This window comes from Actinophytocola sp. KF-1, assembly GCF_054661535.1.
Map to the genome: position 1 here is coordinate 296,941 of NZ_BAAFVK010000012.1, position 23,084 is coordinate 320,024.

The 23,084-nt window shown below is 71.3% G+C and carries 24 protein-coding genes; 7 read left to right on the plus strand and 17 right to left on the minus strand.

Annotated features, from left to right (window positions below):
- Nucleotides 1-25: 25 nt before the first annotated feature.
- Nucleotides 26-526 (plus strand): pyridoxamine 5'-phosphate oxidase family protein, encoded by a 501-nt coding sequence (locus tag ACYQ77_RS33215; protein WP_459718383.1) that lies wholly within the window; start codon nucleotides 26-28, stop codon nucleotides 524-526.
- Between the two features lie 44 nt (nucleotides 527-570).
- Here ACYQ77_RS33215 and ACYQ77_RS33220 read toward each other — a convergent pair whose 3' ends face one another.
- The 3 genes from ACYQ77_RS33220 to ngcE are packed head-to-tail and all read right to left on the minus strand — an operon-like array spanning nucleotide 571 to nucleotide 3,880.
- On the minus strand, nucleotides 571-1,488 hold the full coding sequence (locus tag ACYQ77_RS33220; RefSeq protein WP_459718385.1) for a carbohydrate ABC transporter permease: 918 nt from the start codon (nucleotides 1,486-1,488) through the stop codon (nucleotides 571-573).
- Nucleotides 1,485-2,456, minus strand: a complete 972-nt coding sequence (locus tag ACYQ77_RS33225) for a carbohydrate ABC transporter permease (protein WP_459718388.1) — start codon at nucleotides 2,454-2,456, stop codon at nucleotides 1,485-1,487. Before ACYQ77_RS33225 ends, ACYQ77_RS33220 begins: the two co-directional genes overlap by 4 nt.
- A gap of 2 nt (nucleotides 2,457-2,458) precedes the next feature.
- Nucleotides 2,459-3,880 (minus strand): N-acetylglucosamine/diacetylchitobiose ABC transporter substrate-binding protein, encoded by a 1,422-nt coding sequence (gene ngcE, locus ACYQ77_RS33230; protein ID WP_459718391.1) that lies wholly within the window; start codon nucleotides 3,878-3,880, stop codon nucleotides 2,459-2,461.
- A 224-nt stretch (nucleotides 3,881-4,104) separates the two neighbouring features.
- On the opposite strand from ngcE, the gene ACYQ77_RS33235 reads away from it, so the two are divergent.
- Both ACYQ77_RS33235 and ACYQ77_RS33240 read left to right on the plus strand, forming a co-directional pair.
- Nucleotides 4,105-5,286, plus strand: a complete 1,182-nt coding sequence (locus ACYQ77_RS33235; RefSeq protein ID WP_459718557.1) for an anhydro-N-acetylmuramic acid kinase — start codon at nucleotides 4,105-4,107, stop codon at nucleotides 5,284-5,286.
- On the plus strand, nucleotides 5,273-6,901 hold the full coding sequence (locus ACYQ77_RS33240; RefSeq protein ID WP_459718393.1) for a sodium:solute symporter: 1,629 nt from the start codon (nucleotides 5,273-5,275) through the stop codon (nucleotides 6,899-6,901). Before ACYQ77_RS33235 ends, ACYQ77_RS33240 begins: the two co-directional genes overlap by 14 nt.
- A gap of 131 nt (nucleotides 6,902-7,032) precedes the next feature.
- Here ACYQ77_RS33240 and ACYQ77_RS33245 read toward each other — a convergent pair whose 3' ends face one another.
- On the minus strand, nucleotides 7,033-8,328 hold the full coding sequence (locus tag ACYQ77_RS33245) for a hypothetical protein (RefSeq protein WP_459718395.1): 1,296 nt from the start codon (nucleotides 8,326-8,328) through the stop codon (nucleotides 7,033-7,035).
- 25 nt (nucleotides 8,329-8,353) lie between these two features.
- Complete coding sequence (locus ACYQ77_RS33250) at nucleotides 8,354-9,433, minus strand: GNAT family N-acetyltransferase (RefSeq protein WP_459718398.1); 1,080 nt, start codon at nucleotides 9,431-9,433, stop codon at nucleotides 8,354-8,356.
- A gap of 68 nt (nucleotides 9,434-9,501) precedes the next feature.
- On the opposite strand from ACYQ77_RS33250, the gene ACYQ77_RS33255 reads away from it, so the two are divergent.
- On the plus strand, nucleotides 9,502-9,957 hold the full coding sequence (locus tag ACYQ77_RS33255; RefSeq protein ID WP_459718401.1) for a hypothetical protein: 456 nt from the start codon (nucleotides 9,502-9,504) through the stop codon (nucleotides 9,955-9,957).
- A 53-nt stretch (nucleotides 9,958-10,010) separates the two neighbouring features.
- Here ACYQ77_RS33255 and smc read toward each other — a convergent pair whose 3' ends face one another.
- The 4 genes from smc to ACYQ77_RS33275 form a co-directional block, all read right to left on the minus strand.
- The gene (gene smc / locus ACYQ77_RS33260) at nucleotides 10,011-13,640 is read right to left on the minus strand and encodes a chromosome segregation protein SMC (RefSeq protein WP_459718404.1); all 3,630 of its coding nucleotides are present in this window, start codon (nucleotides 13,638-13,640) and stop codon (nucleotides 10,011-10,013) included.
- 94 nt (nucleotides 13,641-13,734) lie between these two features.
- Nucleotides 13,735-14,460, minus strand: a complete 726-nt coding sequence (locus ACYQ77_RS33265; RefSeq protein ID WP_459718405.1) for an anti-sigma factor family protein — start codon at nucleotides 14,458-14,460, stop codon at nucleotides 13,735-13,737.
- Complete coding sequence (locus ACYQ77_RS33270) at nucleotides 14,457-14,975, minus strand: sigma-70 family RNA polymerase sigma factor (protein ID WP_459718407.1); 519 nt, start codon at nucleotides 14,973-14,975, stop codon at nucleotides 14,457-14,459. Before ACYQ77_RS33270 ends, ACYQ77_RS33265 begins: the two co-directional genes overlap by 4 nt.
- Nucleotides 14,976-15,024: 49 nt before the next feature.
- Entirely contained in the window at nucleotides 15,025-15,306 is a 282-nt protein-coding gene (locus tag ACYQ77_RS33275; protein WP_459718409.1) for an acylphosphatase, read from the minus strand.
- Between the two features lie 122 nt (nucleotides 15,307-15,428).
- Between ACYQ77_RS33275 and ACYQ77_RS33280 the strand changes: the two genes are divergently transcribed.
- A complete protein-coding gene (locus tag ACYQ77_RS33280; RefSeq protein WP_459718412.1) occupies nucleotides 15,429-15,959 on the plus strand; it encodes a hypothetical protein in 531 nt (176 codons plus the stop codon).
- Between the two features lie 157 nt (nucleotides 15,960-16,116).
- Nucleotides 16,117-16,803 carry a CAP domain-containing protein gene (locus ACYQ77_RS33285; RefSeq protein ID WP_459718414.1) on the plus strand — a complete coding sequence of 229 codons (687 nt, stop codon included), beginning with the start codon at nucleotides 16,117-16,119 and terminating at the stop codon, nucleotides 16,801-16,803.
- Between the two features lie 497 nt (nucleotides 16,804-17,300).
- Here ACYQ77_RS33285 and ACYQ77_RS33290 read toward each other — a convergent pair whose 3' ends face one another.
- Genes ACYQ77_RS33290 through ACYQ77_RS33300 form a run of 3 tightly spaced genes read right to left on the minus strand, consistent with a single transcriptional unit; the run spans nucleotide 17,301 to nucleotide 18,813 of the window.
- On the minus strand, nucleotides 17,301-17,738 hold the full coding sequence (locus tag ACYQ77_RS33290; protein ID WP_459718416.1) for a VOC family protein: 438 nt from the start codon (nucleotides 17,736-17,738) through the stop codon (nucleotides 17,301-17,303).
- A complete protein-coding gene (locus ACYQ77_RS33295) occupies nucleotides 17,735-18,115 on the minus strand; it encodes a VOC family protein (protein WP_459718419.1) in 381 nt (126 codons plus the stop codon). Before ACYQ77_RS33295 ends, ACYQ77_RS33290 begins: the two co-directional genes overlap by 4 nt.
- The gene (locus ACYQ77_RS33300) at nucleotides 18,112-18,813 is read right to left on the minus strand and encodes a response regulator (protein WP_459718560.1); all 702 of its coding nucleotides are present in this window, start codon (nucleotides 18,811-18,813) and stop codon (nucleotides 18,112-18,114) included. The genes ACYQ77_RS33295 and ACYQ77_RS33300 overlap by 4 nt, the downstream gene beginning before the upstream one ends.
- 239 nt (nucleotides 18,814-19,052) lie before the next feature.
- Here ACYQ77_RS33300 and ACYQ77_RS33305 point away from each other — a divergent pair, with 239 nt between their 5' ends.
- A complete protein-coding gene (locus ACYQ77_RS33305) occupies nucleotides 19,053-19,826 on the plus strand; it encodes a TetR/AcrR family transcriptional regulator (RefSeq protein WP_459718422.1) in 774 nt (257 codons plus the stop codon).
- Here ACYQ77_RS33305 and mutM read toward each other — a convergent pair.
- The 5 genes from mutM to ACYQ77_RS33330 form a co-directional block, all read right to left on the minus strand.
- On the minus strand, nucleotides 19,771-20,640 hold the full coding sequence (gene mutM, locus ACYQ77_RS33310; protein ID WP_459718425.1) for a bifunctional DNA-formamidopyrimidine glycosylase/DNA-(apurinic or apyrimidinic site) lyase: 870 nt from the start codon (nucleotides 20,638-20,640) through the stop codon (nucleotides 19,771-19,773). The genes ACYQ77_RS33305 and mutM overlap by 56 nt on opposite strands.
- On the minus strand, nucleotides 20,633-21,391 hold the full coding sequence (gene rnc / locus ACYQ77_RS33315) for a ribonuclease III (RefSeq protein WP_459718428.1): 759 nt from the start codon (nucleotides 21,389-21,391) through the stop codon (nucleotides 20,633-20,635). The genes mutM and rnc overlap by 8 nt, the downstream gene beginning before the upstream one ends.
- A 30-nt stretch (nucleotides 21,392-21,421) precedes the next feature.
- Nucleotides 21,422-21,604: a 50S ribosomal protein L32 gene (gene rpmF, locus ACYQ77_RS33320; protein ID WP_459718431.1), complete on the minus strand. Its 183-nt coding sequence runs from the start codon at nucleotides 21,602-21,604 to the stop codon at nucleotides 21,422-21,424.
- Nucleotides 21,605-21,650: 46 nt separating this feature from the next.
- The gene (locus ACYQ77_RS33325; protein WP_459718434.1) at nucleotides 21,651-22,214 is read right to left on the minus strand and encodes a YceD family protein; all 564 of its coding nucleotides are present in this window, start codon (nucleotides 22,212-22,214) and stop codon (nucleotides 21,651-21,653) included.
- Nucleotides 22,215-22,285: 71 nt separating this feature from the next.
- Nucleotides 22,286-23,035, minus strand: coding sequence for a DivIVA domain-containing protein (locus tag ACYQ77_RS33330; RefSeq protein ID WP_459718437.1), 750 nt, complete (start codon nucleotides 23,033-23,035; stop codon nucleotides 22,286-22,288).
- Nucleotides 23,036-23,084: the final 49 nt, after the last annotated feature.

Consider the following 23,084-nt stretch of genomic DNA (forward strand, 5'->3'; position numbering starts at 1 on the left):
ACACCGCACGAGACAGGAGTGACCGATGACACCCGTTACCGAACTCGACCCGCGGTACAGCGAGATCACCGAGGCGTTCCCGTGGCCGGAGGCGTGGGAACTGGTGGTGCGGGCGGAGCTGTGCTGGCTGTCCACGGTCCGGCCGGACGGCAGACCGCACGTCACCCCGCTGCCCGCGGTCTGGCACGACGGTGCACCGCACATCGGCACCGGCCCGGACGAGCGCAAGGCCCGCAACCTCGCCGCCAACCCGTGGTGCGTGCTGACCACCGGCAAGAACGAGCACTGGACCGGGGTGGACGTGGTGATCGAGGGCACCGCCCGCCGGGTGGCCGACGACGCCGTGCTCCGTGAGCTGGCCACCGCCTGGACCGCGAAGTACGGCAGCTTCTGGACCTACGAGGTCGCGGACGGCATGTTCCGGCACGCGGGCGGCGGCGCGGTGGTGTTCCGGATCGAGCCGGTCGTCGCGTTCGCCTTCACCAAGGGCGTCGGGCGTTTCGGTCAGACCCGCTACCGCTTCTGAGGGCCGGCCGCGCAGCGGGGCTCGCCGCGCGGCCGGCCCCGTGACTACTTCAGCACGCCTGCCGTGAGCCCGGCCTGCACCTGCTTCTGGAACAGGACGTAGACGATCAGCACCGGCAGCAGCGCGATCACCAGACCGGCGAACAACGCCGTCCAGTCACCGCGGTACCCCTGGTTGATCGCCAGCGACGCCAGGCCCTGCGCGAGGACCTTCTTCTCCGGGTCGTTCATCAGCACCACCGGCAGCACGTACTGGTTCCAGTGCCCCAGCACGTTGAACAGCCCGATGCTGATCAGGCCCGGCCTGGCCATCGGCAGCATGATCCGGAAGAACAGCCCGAAGTGCGAGCAACCGTCCACGATGGCCGCTTCCGCGATCGACGTCGGCTGGGTGCGGAAGAACGCGGTCAGGAAGAACACCGTGAACGGCATCGAGAACGCCACGTACACCAGCGACAGCGACACGAGGCTGTTCAGCCCCAGGAACTCGCCGACCACCGGGATCGTGCCCAGGTTGCGCACCACGAAGAACAGCGGCACCAGCGCGAGGAACAGCGGGAAGATCATCCCGCCGACGAACGCGAAGTAGATGACGCGGTTGCCGGGGAACACGTACCGCGACAGCACGTACGCGGCCATGGCGCCCAGCAGCATGGTGAGCGGCACCGAGATGACGACCACGATCACGCTGTTGACGAAGTACTGCCCGATGTTCGCGACCGTCCACGCCCGCGCGAAGTTGTCGAACCTCGCCACCGCGGGCAGGCCCCACGGGTCGGACAGGAACTCCGTGTTCGTCTTGAACGACGACACGATCGCCCACAGCAGCGGCAACACCGTGAGCAGGCCCCAGAACAGGAGGAACCCGCCGTTGAGCAGGTTGAGGGCGCCCGTGCCAGCCCCCGTGCCCGTGCGCCGGGGCGCCGGGGCGGGGGCGACCGGACGTTCGACCGTCGTCGTCATGACAGCTCCACCCGCTCACGCCTGGCCACCCGCAGGAACAGCACCGCGACGATCAGCGTCAGGACCAGCAGGACCACGCCGAGCGCGGACGCCTGGCCGAACCGGTAGTCGTTGAACGCCGTGCGGTACAGCGCCACGCCGAGCACGTCGCCGGCACGGGACGGGCCGCCCGCGATGCCCAGCATGATGTGGACGAACGCGAACGCGTCCATGGCCTGGATCGCCAGGTACACCCAGCCGACCTGCACGGTGTCCCACACCAGCGGCAGCGTGACGTGCCGGAAGGTGGTGTACCGGCTGGCGCCGTCGAGCAGCGCCGCCTCGTAGATGTCCTTGGGGATGGACTGCATCGCCGCCGAGAACAGCACCACGTAGAACCCGACGAACGACCAGATCATCACCAGCACGACGCACCAGAACGCGAAGTCCGGGTCGCCGAGCCACGGGATGGCGAGCGCGTCGAGGCCGACCGCGCGCAGGAACCCGTTGAGGATGCCGCCCGCCTCCGTCGGCGCGAAGACGTACTTGAACAGCACGCCGACGATCGCCACCGACAGCACCTGCGGGAAGAAGTACACGATCTTGTAGACCGACGAGCCCCGCACGCCCTCGATGCCGGACCGGCCGCGCCGGCCGACGTTCAGCATCGACGCGAAGAACAGTCCCAGCAGGACGGTCACGGCGGGCACGACGAGCAGCAGGATGACGTTGTTCTTCAACGCCACCAGGAACTGGGCGTCGTTGAACAGCTTCACGTAGTTGTCGAAGCCGACCCACTCCTGGTCCGCCGTCAGACCCGTCCAGTCCGTCAGCGAGATGTAGATCGCCTGCAGGTACGGGGACACCACGAACATCCCGTAGATGCCCACCGGCACCAGCAGGAACGTCACGATGAACAGGTACTTGCCGTGCTGAAGGGCGGGCCCCGGTTTCGAGGCCCGCCCGCGCACAGCCTGCTTACGCGCCACCGCTAACGCGTGTACTTCGTGATGGAGTCGTCGTCGCGGACCGCCTTGGCCTCCGCCTCCATGCCCGCGCAGAACTCGTCGACCGACTTGCGCGCGGTCAGCAGGTCACCCAGCTGGGTGTTGATGCCCGGGTTCCACATCTTCCCGTACCAGGTGTTGTACATCCAGCTGATGACGTTGTCGCCCGCCGCGGACAGGGCCGTGCTCGCCGAGGTGAGACCGGTGGGCAGTTTGACGCCGTCCGCCGCGCCCTGCACGACGGTGAGGCTGGAGACCTGCTCGGTGAAGCCCTTCGCGCCCTCCTTGGAGAGCATGATCCGCATGTACTCGAGGCCACCGCGCGGGTTCTTCGCCTGCTTCGGCACGACGTAGGGCTCGCCGGGGGACGCCTGGAGCGCCTCGAACGGCATCGCCGCGCTGTCGGACAGCAGCGGCTCCGGCGTGTACGCGAACTGGAAGTCCGCCGGGGTGACGTCCTTCTGCTCGCTCTCCAGCCACGAGCCGCACGGGTAGAACGCGGCCTTGCCGTCGTTCCACGCCTTCTGAGCCTGGATGTGGTCCATGCCCTCGACACCGGCCAGGAAGTACCCGGACTTGCGCAGGCCCTGGAGCGCGTTGGCCGACTCCTTGATGGCCTCGTGCTGCCAGGCGCCTTCCTTCAGGTTGTCGATGTCCTTCAGGATGTCCTTGCCCGCCAGCTTGGCGGCCATCGTGAGCAGCGCCCACGCCATGTACCGGGAGTGGACACCCGGGTAGGCCCACGGCGCGACGCCCGCGGCCTTGATGTCCTTGGACAGGTCCAGCATGTCCTGCCACGTCTTCGGCGGCGTCCAGCCGTTCTTGTCGAAGAGCGCCTTGTTGTACCAGAGGCCGAAGACCGTGAGCGCCATGTGCATGACGTAGGGCTTGTCGCCGAACGTGCCCTGCTCGATCGCGCCGGGGACCAGGGTGTCGCGCACCTTCTTGCCGGGGTCGTCCCAGCTGGGCGCGTCGAAGAGGTCGGTGAGGTCGTACAGCTGGTCGTCGGACACCAGCTGGCCGAGCGGGATCTGCCCGTCACCGGAGTCGTTCACGAAGTCCGGCGGGTTGCCGCCGACGAAGCGGGACTGGAGCGCACCGGCGATGTCGACCTCGGCCTTGTGCTTGATCTCCGCCTTCGGGTACTTCTCCTTGTACATCGGCTCGTGGATGTCGGTGGCGTACTTGTCACCGAACCCGCCGTTGAAGATGTAGATCTCGATCGGCTGGTCGGTCGGCACACCGAGCGGGTTGTCGGCGGACTTCTCACCCTCGGTCTGCTCCTGACCGCCGCCGGAGGTGGCGCATCCGGCGAGGAATCCGGTCCCCGGCAGCACGAGCGCACCCGTGGCGAGTGCCCCCCGCAGGAAGTTCCTCCTGCTCCAATCTGCCGAAAAATTGGTCATGCTCGCTCCTCGTGGTCATGGCGACGTTGCCGCTGGAGAACCCGCCCCCGACAGCAGGGTGACACATTATCGCCCTGGTCTATACCTTCAACCGCCAAGACTCAACCACTGTGGACATCGATTTGGTCAAGAACTAACCTCACGTCTTGCGCGGCCGAAGCGCTGTCGGTAGCCACAAGCACGTGACTTCGTGCCGGGTGATCGGACTGCTGTCCGGAACGTCCATGGACGGCGTGGACGTGGCCGTCGCCGAGCTGCGGCTGGCCGGTGCCACCGTCGAGCTGCTGCCCGTCGGGCACACCGAGCTGCCGTTCCCGGCCGACCTGCGCACCGCGCTGCTCGGCGTGCTGCCGCCGAACCAGACGACCGCCGAGCAGGTCTGCAAGCTCGACACCGCCGTCGGGCAGGCGTTCGCGGCGGCCGCGGCCCACGCGTTCGCGACGCTCGCCGACGGCCGCGCCGACCTGGTCGCCTCGCTCGGCCAGACCGTCTACCACTGGGTCGAGGGCGACCGCGCGCTCGGCACGCTGCAGCTCGGGCAGCCCGCGTGGATCGCGGAGGCGACCGGCCTCCCCGTCGTGTCCGACCTGCGGGCCCGCGACATCGCGGCGGGCGGCCACGGCGCGCCGCTCGCCGGCGTCCTCGACCAGCTGTGGCTGCGGGACGGCGCGGAGACCACCGCCGCGCTGAACATCGGCGGGATCGCCAACATCACCGTGGTGGCGCCCGGCGAGCCCGCGCTCGCGTTCGACACCGGCCCCGGCAACGCGCTGCTCGACGCGGCCGCGCGGATGATCTCCGGCGGCGTGTGGCACCAGGACGTCGACGGCGACCTCGCCGCACAGGGCTCGGTCGTGCCGGAACTGCTGGACATCCTGCTCGCCGACCCGTACTACGCGCTCGCCGCGCCGAAGTCCACCGGCAAGGAGCACTTCCACGAAGGCCACCTCACCTCGGCGCTGGAGCTGGTCGGCCACGTCGCCGGCGACGACCTGCTCGCCACCCTCGTCGAGCTGACCGCGGCCACGGTCGCCGACGCGTGCGCCGCGCACGGCGTGACCAGGGTGGTCGCCTCCGGCGGCGGGGTGCGCAACCCGACGCTGATGGCCGCGCTGCGACGGCGGCTCGCCCCCGCCACGCTCGTCACGAGCGACGCGCTCGGCCTGCCGTCGGACGCCAAGGAGGCGTACCTGACGGCGCTGCTCGGCTTCCTGACCTGGGCGGGTTCGCCCGCCGACACGACCGGCACCACCGGCGCCCGCGGCGCCCGGCTGCTCGGCACCGTCACCCCGGGCAGCGGTCCCCTGCTGCTGCCCGCACCCGCGGCAACCCAGGTCACGCACCTGCGCGTGCGTGACCGTGACAACGACACCGAGAAGGTGGGAGAGACCCATGCGCGCGCTTGACGTCGCGATCATCGTGATCTTCCTGGTCGGGATGCCCCTGCTCGGCGTCCTGATCGGCGGGCGGCAGAAGTCGTCGACCGACTACTTCGTCAGTGAGAAGAAGATCTCGTGGTGGGTCGTGTGCCTGTCGGTGGTGTCGGCGGAGACCTCGACGCTCACCGTGCTGTCGGTCCCCGTGGTGGCCTACCTCGCGCCGCCGTCGGCGGGCGGCATGACGTACCTGACGCTCGCGCTCGGCTACATCGTCGGGCGGATCATCGTGTCGTTCGTGCTGCTGCCGCGCTACGTCGCGGGTGACCTGGTGACGGCGTACGCGTTCCTGGGTCAGCGGTACGGCAACGGCATGCGGGCGACCGCGTCGGTGACGTTCCAGTTCACGCGGCTGCTCGCCGACGGCATCCGGTTGTTCGCCACCGCGATCCCGATCAAGGTGGTGCTCGCCGCGTACGGCGTCAACGCCTCGTACTGGGCGATCGTGATCGTGCTGGGCATCGCGATGGTGTTCTACACGTTCGTCGGCGGGGTGCGGGCGGTCGTGTGGGTCGACGCGATCCAGATGCTCTGGTACGTCCTCGGCGGCGTCATCGTGGTCGTCGCGCTGGCGAACGCGTTGCCGTCGGGGTGGTTCGGGGACGCCGTGGACGCGTCGAAGTTCCAGCTGTTCGACTTCTCCTCCGACCCGCTGACCGGCGGCTTCCCGTTCCTGGCCGCGTTCTTCGGCGGCACTCTGCTCGCGATGGCCTCCCACGGTGTCGACCAGCTGATCGTGCAGCGGCTCATGTCGACCCGGGACGTGCGGGCGTCGCAGAAGGCGCTGGTCGCGAGCGGCGTCGTGGTGTTCTTCCAGTTCGCGTTCTTCCTGTTCATCGGCGTGATGATGTGGGCGTTCTACGCCGCGGCCGTGCCGACGGACCCGGCCGCCGACGGCGGTCTCGGCCTGGGCAACAAGGACGAGCTGTTCGCGAACTTCATCGTGACCGAGCTGCCGTCCGGGCTGTCCGGGTTCGTGATCGCGGGCATCCTCGCGGCCGCGCTGTCGTCGTCGCTGGGCGCGCTCGCGTCGGCGACCGTGACCGACGTGTACGAGCGGATCTCGCGCCGGACCCTGTCGGACGGCGACCGGTTGCGGCTGGGCCGGATCTGGACCGTCGTGTGGGCGGGCCTGCTGATCGTGTGCGCGGGCCTGTTCGCGACGGCCAACCGGACCACGGCCGACCCGATCGTCGTGCAGGCGCTCGGGATCACCGGCTACACGTACGGTGCGCTGCTCGGCGCGTTCCTGCTCGGGTTGATCGTCAAGCGGGCCAGGCAGTTCGACGCCGTGGTCGCGTTCGTCGTGACGATCGCGGTGATGACGTTCGTGATCCTCGGCGTGAAGTTCGTCGGCCCGTCGGCCGCGGCCGACCCGGTGGCCAACGGGTACGCGGAGTGGACGTCGATCCGCGTCGACTTCTCGGCGGCCGTCCCCGCGGCGGGCGTGCGGACGTTGACCAGCTGGTGGTACACGCCGCTCGGGGTCGTCGTGACGCTGGTCGTCGGCGGTCTGCTGGCCCTGCGCCACCCGCGACGGCCGGACCCGGACGCCGAGGAGGCCGTCACCGCGACGGCCGCGTGACCACCCCGGAGCTGCGGGTCCTCGACCATCCGACCACGTCCCGCCGCGGCTGCTCGCGGACATCCGGGCCGCCCCGGGTGCCCGCCTGAGGTCGCGCCCGTCCGATGACGGACCTCTTCGTCAGATCACCGTCACTGGCTCGCCGAGCGGGCCTTGTGTGCCGCGGTGCGGGCGGCCTTCGCGACCTGCTTGTCCGGGTGGTGGTTGCCGATGAGGGTGAGGACCTCGTAGGTCTCCGGGTGCGGGATGCGCCACGCGGCGGCCAGGACCTCCTGCTCCTGGCCGGCCGGCACCACCGACCCGAACATCTCCTCGACCGCGTCCTCGTCGTACGCGCCCAGCTGGTCGGCGGTCGCGGCGAGCAGGTCGACCGCCAGCCACGCGATGTCCGCCGGTTCGAGGGCGCGGCCCAGCGCCACCAGGGCGTACGGGCGCAGCGCGTCGTTGTCCAGCGCCGACTCCCACGGCGTGCCGGCCACGTCGCCCAGCACGGTCATCGCGTGCACGCGGCCCTCCGGGTGGGCGTCGGCGGCCGCGGTGAGGAGGTCGGCCCCCTCGTTCCTGGCCAGCCACGCCGAGGTGAGGTCCGCGAGTTCGGCGTCGGTGAGGCCGCCGACGGCCGACAGGAGGTCCGCGGCCGTCATGTCCGGCAGCGCGGGCAGGATCGGGATCTCGATGCCGCCCTCCACCAGCTCCTCCCGCATGGCGAGCATGCCGAGCGGGGTCAGGCGGACCACGTCGTCCTCGACCGTCACCGCGCCGTGCCCGGTCAGGCGCGTCAGCAGCACGTCGACGGGGTCGCCGTGGGCCGCGAGCCACGCGTCCCACGGCGCGTCGTCCTCGAGGTGCTCGGTCGCGATCTCCGCGGCCATCGCACGCAGGTCGGGGAGCGGCACGCCCGCCGAGCGGGTCAGGAACATCGGCAGCACCAGCGAGCCGAGGCCGTCGAACTCGAGGTCCTCCTCGCCCGCCAGCTCGGCGTCGATCTCCACGCTCGGCAGCGTCTGCGTGAACGCGGCCGTCCACGTGCCGACGTCCTCGAGGTCGTCGCCGGTCGGCCACAGGTCCGGGTTCGCGTCGGCCTCGCCGTCGTCCTCGGACACCACGACCAGGTCGGTCGCGAGCGCCACCTCCCAGCAGAGCAGCAGCTCCGCCGGGTCGACGCCGAGCAGCCCGGCCGCCTCGGCCGCGTCCGCCTCGGTCAGGTCACCGTCCTCGGTGACCTGCCGCCGTTCGCCCACCCACGCGGTGAGCGCGCCGACGCGCCGCAGCAGCTCGCTCTCCCGCGCCGCCGCGGCGAGCTCGGCGATCGGCGGCACCCGCAGCGCGGGCAGCCGCTCCGGCAGGCCGAGCAGTTCGGCGAGGTCCTCGATGTCGTCGATGTCATCGAGGTCGTCGAGGTCGAGGTCGTCCGGGTCGACGGTCATCCGCCCAACCTAGTGCCGGGCCACCTCAGGACGCCGGTCGGTGTGCGATCGCGGCCGCCAGGTCGGCCTGGTAGCTGACGAGCTGCTCGGCCAGCGTGAAGCCGAGCTTGGTGAACATGCGTTCCGACGGGTCGTTCCCGGCCCGGATCAGTGCCGCCGCCCGGTCGCGGACGCCGTCGCGGGCCGCGAGCTCGCCGAGCAGCCGCCGCACCAGCGACCGGCCGACCCCGCACGACCGCGCGTCCTCGCTCACGCCGACGACATCGACGTAGTACTCCTCGGCCTGCGTGTACCCGCCCGCGTACCCGAGCAGCCCCTTCTCCCCCACCAGCACGACCACCGCGTGCCGCTCGCCGGCGACGAGCTGCGCGCCGGTGGTCGGCGCGCCGGGGAAACAGCGGTCGTGGAGCTGGGCGACGGCGGCGCGGATCGCCGGGTCGGGCGGCAGCGGGACCACCCGGTCGTCGGGGCTGTGCCGGACGAGGAGGCTGCGCAGCGGGGCGGCGGTGAGCGTGAAGCAGCGGGTGGTGATGCCCACGGTGAAGTGGTGGCGGTCGGCGAAGTCGGCGAGCAGCCGGTTGTCGCGGTGGCCGAACAGTTCGAGGGTGCGCACACCCGCGAGCGCGGGCAGCCGGTGGGCGTGGGTGAGCATCGCGTCGGCGGTGGCCTGCCACAGGTTGCCCGCGGCCGGGTGGTTGGCCGGCACGTCCACGTACGGGCCGTACAGGTAGGCCCGTCGCTGCCCGGGGTCGACCTCGACCGTCAGCGTGCCACGCAGCCGACCGCCCTGGTCGACGGCGACGACGGCGCAGGCGGGCCACGCGGGCCCGACCTCCGCCAGTTCCTCCGCCACCTCCCGCGCGGTCTCGCCGTGGAAGGCGATCCGGTGCGCCGGGTCCTGCTGGAGCCGCGCGACCAGTGCGATCACGGCCTCCAGATCAGCCGGGGTCGCGGTGCGAACGTCATACATGTCCGAAATCCTTAACCGCCGCACCCACTCCGCGCTAACCCATTTCTGCCCGCTTGGGCGACACCCCGTGACCGACCGGGCACTCCTGTTCAGTTGATGCCCATCCGTTACTTCACCAGGCCAAAGTTGCTCCATACTTGCTCGTCGTCATCGTCCTTCTCGGACGGTCCCCAATGCTCTCGATCGAAAGACCGGTGTTCCTGATGGCTGAGTTCGATGTCAAGCGGGTTTCGACCCTGGAATGGGCGGGCATCGGTGCCGGCCTCGCAGCGTTCATCTTCAGTTTCTTCCCCTGGGCCTCGGTGGACCTCGGGGACGGCGGCATGCTCGGCGCGATGGGCATCGACACGTCCGTGAGCGCGTGGGGCGCGGCGTTCCTCGGCTGGTTCCCCATCCTGCTGCTGATGGCGGCCGCCGTGGTCGTCCTCCTCCCGCACTTCGGTGTCGAGGTCCCGAGGCGGTCGCTGAACTGGCTCATCCTCGCCGGGGTCGCCACGCTGCTGATCCTGCTGCGGCTGCTCACGCTCGGCGAGTTCGTCTCCCCGGGTTTCGGGCTGTTCCTCGGCCTGATCGCCGCGATCGTGTCCGGCGTGGCCGCTTTCCTGCTCTACCGCGCCGAGCCGAAGGCGGCACCGGGCGCGAACCCGTCCGCTGCCTGACACAGCGACGCGAAAACGCCCCCTTCCGAGCCGGGAAGGGGGCGTTTTCGCGGTCAGCTCCGGGGTTGCGGTCCCGGTTCGGCGACCTGTTTCGGCTTCGGGCTGTCCTCGCCGTGCATGCGCTGCGAGATCACCTGCGTGATGCCGTCGCCGCGCATGCTGACGCCGTACAGGGCGTCGGCGATGTCCATGGTCGGCTTCTGGTGGGTGATGATGATCAGCTGCGAGTTGTGCCGGAGCTCCTGCAGCAGACCGATCAGCCGGCGCATGTTCGCGTCGTCGAGCGCCGCCTCCACCTCGTCCATCACGTAGAACGGCGACGGGCGGGCGCGGAAGATCGCGACCAGCATGCCGACCGCCACGAGCGACTTCTCGCCACCGGACAGCAGCGACAGCCGCTTGATCTTCTTGCCGGGCGGGCGGGCCTCCACGTCGACGCCGGTGGTCAGCATGTCCTCCGGCTCGGTGAGGATCATGCGGCCCTCGCCGCCGGGGAACAGCGTCGCGAACACGGTCTCGAACTCGCGGGCCACGTCGTGGTACGCGGACGTGAACACCTCGAGGATCTTGTCGTCGACCTCCTTGACGACCGTCAGCAGGTCGCGCCGGGTCGCCTTCAGGTCCTCCAGCTGCGTCGACAGGAACTTGTACCGCTCCTCGAGGGCCGCGAACTCCTCCAGCGCGAGCGGGTTCACCTTGCCCAGCAACGTCAGGTCGCGCTCGGCGCGCTTGGCCCGCCGCTCCTGCGCCGCCCGCTGGTACGGGATCGGCTGCGGCTCGCTGACGGTCTCGCCGGCCTCCTTGGCGGCCTCGTACTCGGCGATCTCCGCGGGGGACGGCGGCACCGGCACGTCCGGGCCGTACTCGGCGACCAGGTCGTCCAGGCCGATGCCGAAGCTCTCCGCGATCTTCGTCTCGAGCTGTTCGAGGCGCATCCGCTGCTCGGCACGCAGCACCTCGTCGCGGTGCACGGCGTCGGTCAGCTTCTCCAGCTCGGTCGACAGCTCGCGGACCCGGTTGCGGACCTCCTGCAGCACCCGTTCGCGGTCGTACCGCTCGGCCTGCACGGTGTCGCGTTCGCGGGCCGCGGCCTGCAGCGACTGCGCGATCCGCGCCAGCGCCAGCTCACCGTTCTCGACGACCGCACGTGCCACGGCGGCGCCGTGGGCCCGCTGTGCCATCGCGCGCTGCGCCCGTTCGCGGGCCTCCCGCTCGGCACGGGCGGCGCGGCGCAGCTCCTCGGCCTTGCCGTAGAGCGCGCGGTGCCGCTCCTCGGCGGTGCGCAGGGACAGGCGTGCGTCCATCTCCTGCTGGCGGGCGGCGGCCAGCGCGGCGGTGGCCTCGTCGCGCTCGGCGGTGTCCGGCTCGTCCTCGAGCACGGTCTCGTCCTCGGCGATGGCGAGGCGCTCCTCCAGCTCGGCGAGCTTGACCAGCGCCTCCTCCCGCGCCTGCTCGACCTTGGCCCGCTGGTTCTGCACCCGCTCGGCCTCGGCCTGCGCGGACCGCACCGCCGACCGCAGGCTGGACAGCCGCTCGGCGGACCGGGCGGCGCGGACCTTCGCCTCGTTCCTGGCCTCGGCGGAGGCCTGCGCCTCCTGCATGCGGGCCGTCGCCTCGGCGCGGGCACCGGCCAGCGCGGCCGACGCCCGTTCGGCGGCGGCCTCCGCGGCGGCGAGCTTCTCGTTGGCCTCGTCGACCGCGGCCTGCACCTCGATCACGCTCTGTGTGCTGGTGGTGCCGCCGACCGCCCAGTGCGCGCCGAGCACGTCCCCGTCGTGCGTGACGGCCCGAACCGACGGGTGCGCGTCGACGATCAGCCGCGCGATCGGCAGCGACTCGACGACCGCCACCCGGTCAAGCGCCTTCGCGACCGCGGGCCGCAGCGCCTCCGGGGCCCGCACCAGGTCGACGGCCCAGCGCGCGCCGTGCGGCAGGGAAGGCCAGCCGGACCGGTCGTGCTCGCCGAAACCGCCGACGACGATCCCCGCGCGGCCCGCGTCGGAGCCGCGCAGCAGTTCGAGCGCGGCCACGGCGTCGTCGCCGGTCGCGACCGCCACCGCGTCCGCGACCGGGCCCAGCGCGGCGGCCAGCGCGGCCTCGGCGCCCGGTTCGACGGTCAGCAGCGCGGCGACCGACCCCAGCAGGCCCGGCAGCCGGTCCCCGGCGGCGAGCAGCACGCCCGCGCCGTCCTTGCGGTTCAGGCCCATCGACAGCGCGTCGACGCGTGCCTTCCACGACGCGATGTCCTTCTCGGCGGTCCGCTCCGCCCGCACCAGCTCCTCGACCCGGGCCTGCGCCGCCTTCTGCGCCTCGACGGCACGCTGGTGGCGGTCGGCGAGGCCGGCGTCGCCGGAGTCCTCGATGCCGGTCTCCTCCTGCGCCTCGGCCAGCTCGACGGCGGCCAGCTCGGCCCGCTCGGTGGCCTCGGCGAGCGCCGTGGAGAGCCGCTCGATCTCCTCCGCGGTGGCGTTGGTCTTGCTGCGCAGCGCCTCGACCTGGCCGGCGAGGCGCGCGAGGCCCTCGCGGCGGTCGGCGACCGCGCGGACGGCGGCCATGTGCGCCTTCTCGGCGGCCCGGACCTGCTCCTCCAGCTCGGCGCGCCGCTCGGCGGTCTCGCCGAGCATGCCCCTGGCGATCTCGACGTGCTCGCCCAGCTCGGCCTCGCGGATGGCGGTCTCCTCCGCCTCCGCCTCCAGCTCCTCGGGGTCGGGCCCGCTCGACGACAGGTCGACGGCGGCCGACAGGTGCCGTTCCCGCTCGACCGCGAGCCGCACGGTGCTGCGCAGCCGCTCCTCCAGCGCGGAGAGCCGGTACCAGGTGTCCTGCGCGGCGGCGAGGCGTGGCGCGTCGGCCGCGAGCTGGTCCTCCAGCGCGGTCTGCTTCGCGTCGGCGACCTCCAGCAGCTGCTCGACCTCGTGGCGGCGGGCGCGGGCGGCGGCCTCGTCGGCGGCGTCCTTCGCGATCTCCGCGCGCTGGGTGACCAGGTCGTCGGCGTGCAGGCGCAGCCGCGCGTCCCGCAGGTCGGCCTGCACGGCCTGGGCCTTGCGGGCGATCTCGGCCTGCTTGCCCAGCGGCTTGAGCTGGCGGCGCAGCTCGGCGGTCAGGTCGGTGAGCCGGGTGAGGTTGGCCTGCATCGCGTCGAGCTTCCGCAGCGCCTTCTCCTTGCGCTTGCGGTGCTTGAGGACACCGGCGGCCTCCTCGATGAACGCCCGGCGCTCCTCCGGCTTCGACTCGAGGATCTGCGACAGCTGGCCCTGACCGACGATGACGTGCATCTCCCGGCCGATGCCGGAGTCGGAGAGCAGCTCCTGGATGTCCATCAGGCGGCAGGAGTTGCCGTTGATCTCGTACTCGCTCGCGCCGTCGCGGAACATCCGGCGGGTGATCGACACCTCGGTGTACTCGATCGGCAGCGCGCCGTCGGAGTTGTCGATGGTCAGGCTGACCTCGGCGCGGCCGAGCGGGGCGCGGCCCGCGGTGCCGGCGAAGATGACGTCCTCCATCTTGCCGCCGCGCAGGTCCTTCGCGCCCTGCGTGCCCATGACCCAGCGCAGCGCGTCGAGCACGTTGGACTTGCCGGAGCCGTTCGGGCCGACGACACACGTGATCCCGGGTTCGAAACGCAGCGTGGTCGCCGAGGCGAACGACTTGAAGCCCTTGAGCGTGAGGCTCTTCAAATGCACGAGACTCCGGCCCTCTCAGCCGCGGATTGGCCGCTCTATCCGTCCGAGGGTACCCGTGGGTCGATCGACTACGTGGGAGGTGGCACCCGAGTCGCTACCGGCCGGGCGCCTGGATGGTCGCGACCACCGTCTCCTTGTCGTCGAGCAGGTACTCGAGTTTCGCGATCTTGCTCCGCTGGATCGAGGTGCTCGCCGGGATCTCCGCGGCCGGGTCGTGGTCGGTGCCCCACCAGCCGGCGACCTCCCACTTGCCGTAGTGGTCGTAGACCTTCAGATAGCACTCCCGACCTGGGGGAAGGCCGTGGATCTCGGACTGGATCTCGGTGCCCCACTCGTGCTCGACGAGCCGCGCCTGCACGCTCGTCGACCCCGCCTCGACGCTCCACGTGACCCCCTCGGCGGGCGGTGGCTGGCGCAGCGCGCCCCACCCGAAGACACCCGCGACCGCGAGCACCACGACCGCGGCGGCCGCGGCGGCGACCCGCCAGTAGCGGCTCGGCCGGCCCGGCCCCGGCGTGTCCGACGGCGTCCGCACCGGCGTGTCGGCGCGCGGCTCGGGGAGCGGGGCCGGTGGCGCCGGCTCGGTGACCGGCTGGGCCTGGGTGAGGACCGGCGCGCCCGCCACATCCGTCGGCGGCAGGTCGTCCGCGAAGTCCTCCGGCGTGATCTGGTTCAGCAGCCCGGGCAGCGGCGAGAGGCGCACCAGCTCCGTGCGGCACATGTCGCAGTAGGAGAGGTGCGACTCGAACGCGGAACGCTCGGCCGGTTCGAGGGCGCCGAGCAGGTAGACGCCCAAGGTCATCGTGTGCGGGCAGGTCACGGCTCGGTCACCCCCCTCTCCTCCAGCGCGTCGCGCAGCGCGCGCAACGCGTAGAACGAACGCGACTTCACGGTGCCCGGCGGGACGCCGAGGACCTTGGCGGTCTCGGCGATGGTCCGCCTGCGGTAGAACAGCTCCCCGATCACCGCGCGGTGGTCGGCGGACAGCGCCCGCATGGCCTCGGCCACCTGCCAGCCCTGCAGGACGCGGTCGAAGTCGTCGGTGGGGCGCGGCCAGTCCCGCTCCAGGATCGGCACCTCGTCCACCCGTGCGCTGCGCTTGCGGTAGCCGGAGACGACGAGGTTGCGGGCGACCGTGTAGAGCCACGGCCCCGCGTGCTCGGGGCTCAGCGTGTCGCTGTTGCGCCACGCGCGGAGCAGCGTCTCCTGCACGACGTCCTCGGCGTACTGGTGGTCGCCACCGACCGCGCGCAGGACGTAGCCGTAGAGCGGCCGGCGGTAGCGGCTGTAGAGCTCGCGGATGAGCTCGTCTTCCTGGTCCGGGGTGTTCCCCACGCACCAGTCATACGCGACGTCCGGCGGAAAGGTTCAGGCAGGTCGCGGCCTACCGCTCCGCGAACCCGATCACATTCCCCTTGGCGTCCGACCACCGCTCGACCACCAGGTCGACGTGGCCGGGCGTGGCGCCGCCGCGGAGCAGTGCCAGGAGGCTTTCGCAGTCCTTCCTGGGACCTTCCGCGACGACCTCGACGCGGCCGTCGGCCAGGTTGCTCGCCCACCCGCGCAGGCCGAGCTCGGCGGCACGACTGCGGGTCCACCAGCGAAACCCGACGCCTTGCACCCGACCGTGTACCCAGGCCGTCATCCGGACTTGTTCGTCAACCACGGAAAGTGAGTTTCCTGCTCGTTCGATGTCGCGTTCGGTAAGGCTGATAAGTTACCGCGCTGTGATGCGCTGCCTGCAGTGACCGATCGGTCGCGCAGCGATTTCGTAGGAGGGCTTCGCGGATGCTCGGACCAGATGACCGGATGGACGAGGCACCGCCCGCCGACGGCGGCGGCGCCCTGCGCCGCACCCCGTACCTGGCCCTGGGCGTGGCGGGCGTGGTCGTGTCGACCGCGTTCGCGACGGTGGCGATGCTCGCGGGTGGCCAGCCCGGCGAGGCGCAGCCCGGTGGGCCGGGCGACTCCATCGAGGTGACGGACACGACGTCCGACGACAGCAGCACGTACGTGACCACCACGTCGTCGTCCGGCTCGTCGTCGTCCACGACCACGACGACCACCACGAAGAAGACCACGACGACCACCACGGACGGCGACACCCCGGCGGACGACGACCCGACGGACCCGACGCGGACACAGGACCCGACGACCCCGCGCCCGACCACGCCGCGCCCGACGACGCCGAAGCCGACGACGTCGAAGCCCACGACAACGACGACCACCACCACGACGACCACCACGACGACCCCGCCCACGGAGCCGTCGGACCCGCCGGGAGGCAGCAGCTCGGGCGGCGGCTCCGCCACCTCCTGAGCGCCACTCGTTCACAGTCCGAGAACGGCCCGCTGGGAATCCCCCGGCGGGCCGTTTTTCGTGCTGTTTTGTCGGCCAATCGTCACTCTTCTGTTATCAAGTTCAACCGATCGTGGTACGTTTCCGCGCCGTGGCAACGCCCCGTACACGGAGACCCGTGTTACCCACCCTGACGGCTGTCCTCGCGGGTGCCCTCGTCGCCGGTACCGCGTCGGTCCTCGCGTCGACCACCGCGCAGTCGTCCGCGGGCCAGTCCGAGGACCTGCGGATCGGCCTCAGCGACGAGCACGTCGTCGCCGCCCCGCCCGGCGACCTGGTCCGCCCGACCCCCGGCACGACGACCCCGCCGACGTCCGCCGCCCCGACCACGACGACGACCACCCCGCCCACGACGTCGTCGACCACCAAGGCCCCCGCTCCCCCGCCCGAGACCACGACCGAGGAGCCGGCACCCGCGCAGCCCCCCGCCGCGACGGGCACCGCCGAGGACCAGGTCGTGAGTCTCGTGAACGCCTTCCGCGCCGACGAGGGCTGCGGCCCGGTCAAGGTCGACGACCGCCTCACCGCGGCGGCCCAGGACCACGCGGAGGACATGTCGAAGAACGACTACTTCTCCCACGACTCGCAGGACGGCAGGACCTTCGACCAGCGCATCCGCAACGCCGGCTACCCGAGCCCGGGCGCGGAGAACATCGCCCGCGGCGCCCAGACCGCCGAGCAGGTCATGCAGATGTGGATGGACTCCGACGGCCACCGCCGCAACATCCTCAACTGCGACCTGAACGCCATCGGCGTGGGCCTCGACCGCAACGGCTTCTACTGGGTCCAGGACTTCGGCTACTGAGCGCGGGTTTGCCCAGCTCGCACCCGCCGCCGGAGGTCTCCTGGCGGGAGCCGACCCCAGCATGCCGGGCGCGCAGCGCCCGAACCCCGCGAAGCGAGGCGAAGCCCCATCAACCCCGTAAGGGGTGCCTGCCATCCCGTCGACCTGGCGAAGCCCGATCACACCGGGTCAAGGGGGCCCGAACCCAAAGCACCACGTGCCCAAAGCCGCCGGGCCCCCTTGACGCGGTGTGATAGCCCGGCGGGAGGTCGACGGGATGGCAGGCAGCCACGGACACCAGTCCTTGCCAACCCAACCCCGTGCAAGACCCCCGCCATCCCGGAGACCAGCCCCTCCGGCGAGGAGGCCCGTCCGGCAGGACGCCCTCCGGCGAGGACGCCCGTCCGGCGAGGACACCACCCAGGACGGGGACAACCCAGGACGGGACAACCCAGAACGGGGACCACCCAAGACGGCGAAACCACCACAAGGCAAAGACCAGCGCCGCACGTGACGTCTCACGTCAGCGGTTCGGCCAGGCCGACGACGATGCCCTCCGGGCCGCGGACGTAGCAGAGCAGGAACATGTCCGCGAAGCGCACCACCTCGCCGACGAGTTCGGCGCCGTGGGGGCGCAGCCTCGCGAGCACGTCCTCGAGGTCGTCGACGGCGAACATGACGCGGTGCAACCCGGCCGTGTTGACCGGCGGGCGCTGACCCGCGCCGACCGCGGCGGGATGGCGGTAGCTCATCAGCTCCAGCTTGCCGTTGCCGTCCGGGGTGCGGACCATCGCGACCTCGCTCCGCGCGCCGGCCAGGCCGACGACGCGCCCCGCCCACTCGTCCTCGACCGGCATCCGGCCCTCGAGTTCCAGGCCGAGTTCGACGAAGAACGCGACGGCGGCGTCGAGGTCCTCGACGACGATGCCGACGTTGTCCATCCGCAGGACGGTCATGCCGCCGCCTCCCGCACCAGGCAGAACGGGTGGCCCGCCGGGTCGGCGTACACCCGCCAGCTGCGCTGCGCGTCGTCGAGCAGGGTGGCGCCCGCCGCCACGGCCTCCTCGTGTGCGGCGTCGAGGTCCGCGACGCCGAGGTCGAGGTGCGACTGCTGCGGGTACCGGGGGTCGGGCCAGCGTGGTGGGCGGTGGTCGGCCACCCGCTGGAAGCACAGCACGAGCCCGGTCGGCAGGTGCAGCGTCGACCAGCCGCCGCCCAGGGACCAGCGGCGGTCCGGGCGGTTGACCTCACCGCCGAGCAGCGCGTGGTAGAACCGCGCCAGTTCCTCGTCGTCGGGACAGTCGAGCACCACGCACTGAAGGGTCGCTTTCACGGCTCGAAGCGATATCCCATACCGGCCTCGGTGAGCAAATGACGCGGCCGGGACGGCTGCGGTTCGAGTTTGCGCCGCAGCTGCGCCAGGTACACGCGCAGGTAGTGCGTCTCCGACGCGTACGACGGCCCCCACACCTCCTGGAGCAGCTGCTTCTGCCCGACGAGCTTGCCCCGGTTGCGCACCAGCAGCTCCAGCACACCCCACTCGGTCGGCGTCAGGTGCACCTCGGCGCCGTCGCGGATCACCTTCTTCGCCGCCAGGTCCACGGTGAACGCCTGCGTCTCGACCACGGCCTCCTCGCCGGTCGGCGCGGTCGACGCGCGCCGGACCGCGGCGCGCAGCCGCGCGAGCAGCTCGTCCATGCCGAACGGTTTCGTCACGTAGTCGTCGGCGCCGGCGTCCAGTGCCGCGACCTTGTCGCCGGAGTCGGTGCGGGCCGAGAGCACGATGATCGGCACGTTCGTCCAGCCGCGGAGCCCCTCGATCACGTCGACGCCGTCGATGTCCGGCAGACCGAGGTCCAGCACCACGACCTCGGCGTGCGCGGCGGCCGCGACCCGCAGCGCCTCCTCGCCGCTCGCGGCCGTCGACACCTCGTAGCCGCGTGCCGCCAGGTTGATCCGCAACGCACGCACGATCTGCGGCTCGTCGTCGACGACCAGCACTTTCGTCACGCCTGCCCGCCCCTTGTCCATGAACCGGATGCGCACGGCAAGTGTGCGCCACGAACAGACTGCCCGGCGGGCGGGCGCGGTGGTGGGACGTTGACGGCTTCTTCACGCGTGCGGTGATGCGCCCGACATCTGGACAAATAGCAGACAGGATGTCGAATATGTGACCTTTGGCGGGGAATCAGTTGTTTCGGCAACTAGTACTCAAGGTCAGGACGGTCTACCGTGGTTAAACGAAGGAATCGCCTCCGGATAAGGGATCAATGAACGACATCCCTAAGCCTCGCCGCACGCGTGCGGATGCCCTCCGCAACCGCGAGCAGATCCTTCGCGCCGCCGTTGACCTCATGGTTGAGCAGGGAGCGACGGTGCCACTGGAAATGATCGCGCGCCGTGCGGGCGTCGGCATCGCAACGCTCTACCGCCATTTTCCAGACCGGACGGTATTGCTCCGCCAGGTCGCGCTCGACATCCTCACCCAGTCGGCCGCCGCCGCGGCGGCGGCGCTCGCCGAGGAGCCGGACGCGTTCACGGCGCTCGCCCGCTACCTGCACGACGCGATCGACCTGCGCATCGGGGTCGTCATGCCGATGCTCGCCGAGCGGGTGCTGATGGACGAGGAACTGGTGGCCGCCCGCGACGCGTCGCAGAGCGGGCTCGCCGCGGTCGTGCAGGCCGCGCACGACGAGGGGTCGCTGCGGCCCGACGTCGGGTCGGGCGACATCGGCCTGTTGATGATCAGGATGACGCCACCGCTGCCGGTCGCGATCTCACCGGAGGACAACCACCGGCTGAGCCACCGCCACCTGGAGCTGGTGCTCGACGGGCTGCTGCGGTTCCTCGCCTACGACTCGCTGCCGGGCCGTCCGCTCGGCCTGGAGGAGCTGGGCGAGATCCCGCGCGACGAGAACGGCAACTACCTGCCGGTCATGGAGGGTGGCACGGACCGCTGCTGGCAGGGCATCAACCGCCAGAGCGGCCTCACGAACGGGACCGGCGCTGGCAGCGGGGACAGAAGTACGACGAACGGTTCATGAACGGCTCACGCCGGATCGCCGTGCCGCACCGCCTGCACGGCAACCCCTCCTGGCCGTAGACCGCGAGCGACCGGTCGAAGTAGCCGGACTCGCCGTTGACGTTGACGTACAGCGCGTCGAAGGACGTGCCGCCCTGGCCGAGCGCCTCCCGCATGACGTCGGTGGCGGCGGCGAGCACCTCGGTGGCCTTGGCCGTGGTCAGCTTCTCGGTCGGGCGGGTCCAGTGCAGCTTCGCCCGCCACAGCGCCTCGTCGGCGTAGATGTTGCCGATGCCCGAGACCAGCGTCTGGTCGAGCAGGGCCCGCTTCAGCTCGGTCTTCTTCCGCCGCAGCGCGGACACCGCGGCCGACACGGAGAACGCCGGGTCCATGGGGTCGCGGCCGATGTGCGCGATCGCAGAGGGCAGCCGGGCGCCGTCGACGGTCACGAGGTCGTCGACGAGGAACCCGCCGAACGTGCGCTGGTCGACGAACCGCAGCTCGGGGCCGCCGTCGCGGAAGGAGAACCGGACGCGCAGGTGCTTCTCGTCGGGCGCGCCGGCCGGCTGCACCAGCATCTGCCCGCTCATGCCGAGGTGGGCGATCAGCGCGAGGTCCGGGTTGCTCTCGTCGGACAGCTCCAGCCACAGGTACTTGCCGCGCCGCTGGACCGCCGAGATGGTGCGGCCCGCGAGCCTGCCGGTGAAGTCGGCCGGGCCGAGCAGGTGCCTGCGGATCGCCCTCGGGTGCAGGACCTCGACCTCGGTGATGGTGCGGCCCGTGACGTGCCCGTCGAGACCGGCCCGGACGACCTCGACCTCGGGGAGCTCAGGCACCCTTGCCGCGCTGCTGTTGCTGCTCGCCGGCCTTGATGATCTCCGAAAGCGTGCGCCAGGCCGCCTCGGCGGCCTTCTGCTCGGCTTCCTTCTTGGTGGTGCCGTCGCCGCTGCCCCGGTCCTGGCCCGCGACGATCACCGTGGCGGTGAACTCCTTGCGGTGGTCGGGGCCCTCCTCCTGGACGCGGTACTCGGGCACGCCGAGGCTCGCCGACGCCGTCAGCTCCTGCAGCGACGTCTTCCAGTCCAGGCCGGCGCCCAGCAGCGGCGCCTCCGCGAGCAGCGGGTCGAACAGCCGGTGCACGAGCTCCCGCGCGACGTCGATGCCGTGGGCGAGGTACACCGCGCCGATCACGGCCTCCATGCCGTCGGCGAGGATGCTCGCCTTGTCCCGGCCGCCGGTCAGCTCCTCGCCCTTGCCGAGCAGCAGGTGGGCGCCGAGCCCCTCGTCACCGAGGCCGCGGGCCACGCCGGCGAGCGCGTGCATGTTCACCACGCTCGCCCGCAGCTTCGCGAGCTGGCCCTCCGGCATCTCCGGGTGCGTGCGGTACAGGTGGTCGGTGACCACGAGGCCCAGCACCGCGTCGCCGAGGAACTCCAGCCGCTCGTTCGGTGGCAGGCCACCGTTCTCGTACGCGTACGAACGGTGCGTCATGGCGAGCTTCAGCAGCTCGGCGTCCAGTTCGACGCCGAGCGCTTCGAGCAGCTTCCTGGGGTCGGCCGTCGGACCCCGCGCCGCTCTACCCCCCACAGTGGCCTACCACCCTCACCGTGCCGTGGATCAGGCCGGCTCGGTGACCTGACGACCGCCGTACTGGCCGCAGCTCGGGCAGACGACGTGCTGGGGCTTGGGCTTGCGGCAGGCGCGGTTCGAGCACTCCACCAGGTGGACAGCGCTGGTCTTCCACTGCGACCTGCGCGAGCGCGTGTTGGAACGCGACATCTTCCGCTTGGGGACGGCCACGACTAGTTCTCCTTCAATGCTTCCTGGTGGTGGATCGACGGTCGCCTCAGGCGTCCCGATCCGTGCGGAACCGCTCCGTGAGCGCGGCCCACCGAGGGTCAATCGTCTCATGCCGGTGATCGGGACCGAGATCGGCCCACCTACCACCGCAGTCCGGGCACAGTCCCGCGCAGTCCTCCTGGCACAGCGGCGCCGCCGGGAGCGCGAGCACGATCGCGTCGCGCACCACCGGTTCAAGATCGACTTTATCGTCGACCAGGCGGAAGACCTCGTCGGAGTCGGTGGTCTCCTCGGTGATGCTGTCCGGGTAGGCGAACAGCTCGGTGAACTCGACCGACACGTCGTGGTCGTCCGGGGAGATCGGGTCGAGGCAGCGCGCGCACTCCCCCGCCACCGGCGCGACGGCCGTGCCCGAGACGAGCACGCCCTCCACGACCGACTCCAGGAGCACGTCCAGCTCGACCTGCGCGCCCTTGGGCACGGTGATGACGCCCTCGACGCCGATGGGGGCGGGCGCCTCGACGACCCGCTCCAGCTTGCGCGAGAGACCCGGCCGCCTGCCCAGCTCCCTGGTGTCGACGACCCACGGGCTGTTCCGCTGTTCGGACATGACGAACTTCAACGTCCCTGTGCTAGGAAGATTCCCGCGACTCGCGGGTGTGCCTGACCAGGGTACGCGGGTCAGGCGGAGTAATCGAACGGGACGGCCGGTTCCGGCTGCGGAACCGGTGGCGCGGCGGGCGGCATGCCCATGCCACCGCCACGCAGGTGCGCGCGCCCCTTGCTGACCGTGCGCAGCGTGTGGGACAGCAGGTCGGCGAACTCGGCGAGCTTGCCGTCCACGTACTCGTCGCACTCGCCGCGCTGGCGGGTCACCTCGTCGGCGGTCGCGTCCAGGATCCTCGCCGACTCCAGGTGCGCGGCCTGCACGACCTCGGTCTCGGAGACGAGCCTGGCCTGCTCGATGCGGCCGTCCTCGACCGAGCGCTCGTAGGACTCGCGGCCTGCCTGGATCATCCGGTCGGCCTCCACCTGGGAGCGGCCGACCAGGTCGTCGTACTTGGCCTGCCCGGCCGCGACCGTCCGGTCGGCCTCGTTGCGGGCGTCCTGCACGAGCCGGTCGGCGTGTGCCTGCGCCTCGGCGACCAGCCGCTCGGCCTCCGCGCGGGCCTCGGCGAGCGTCTGCTCGGCCTCGAGGTTCGCCTTGCTGATGGTCTGCTCGGCCTGGTGTTCGGCCGCGCCGATGATCTCGTCCTTGCGGTCGAGCACGTCCTGCGCGTCGTCGACCTCGCCGGGGAGCGCGTCGCGGACCTCGTCGAGCAGTTCGAGGATGTCACCGCGTGGCACGACGCAACTCGAGGTCATCGGAACGCCACGCGCCTCCTCGAGGATCGTGACGAGCTCGTCGAGGGCCTCGAACACCTTGTACACGCCTCTGCTCCCTCCAGCACCCCGGCACACGCCCTGCGGTCTTCTAGTC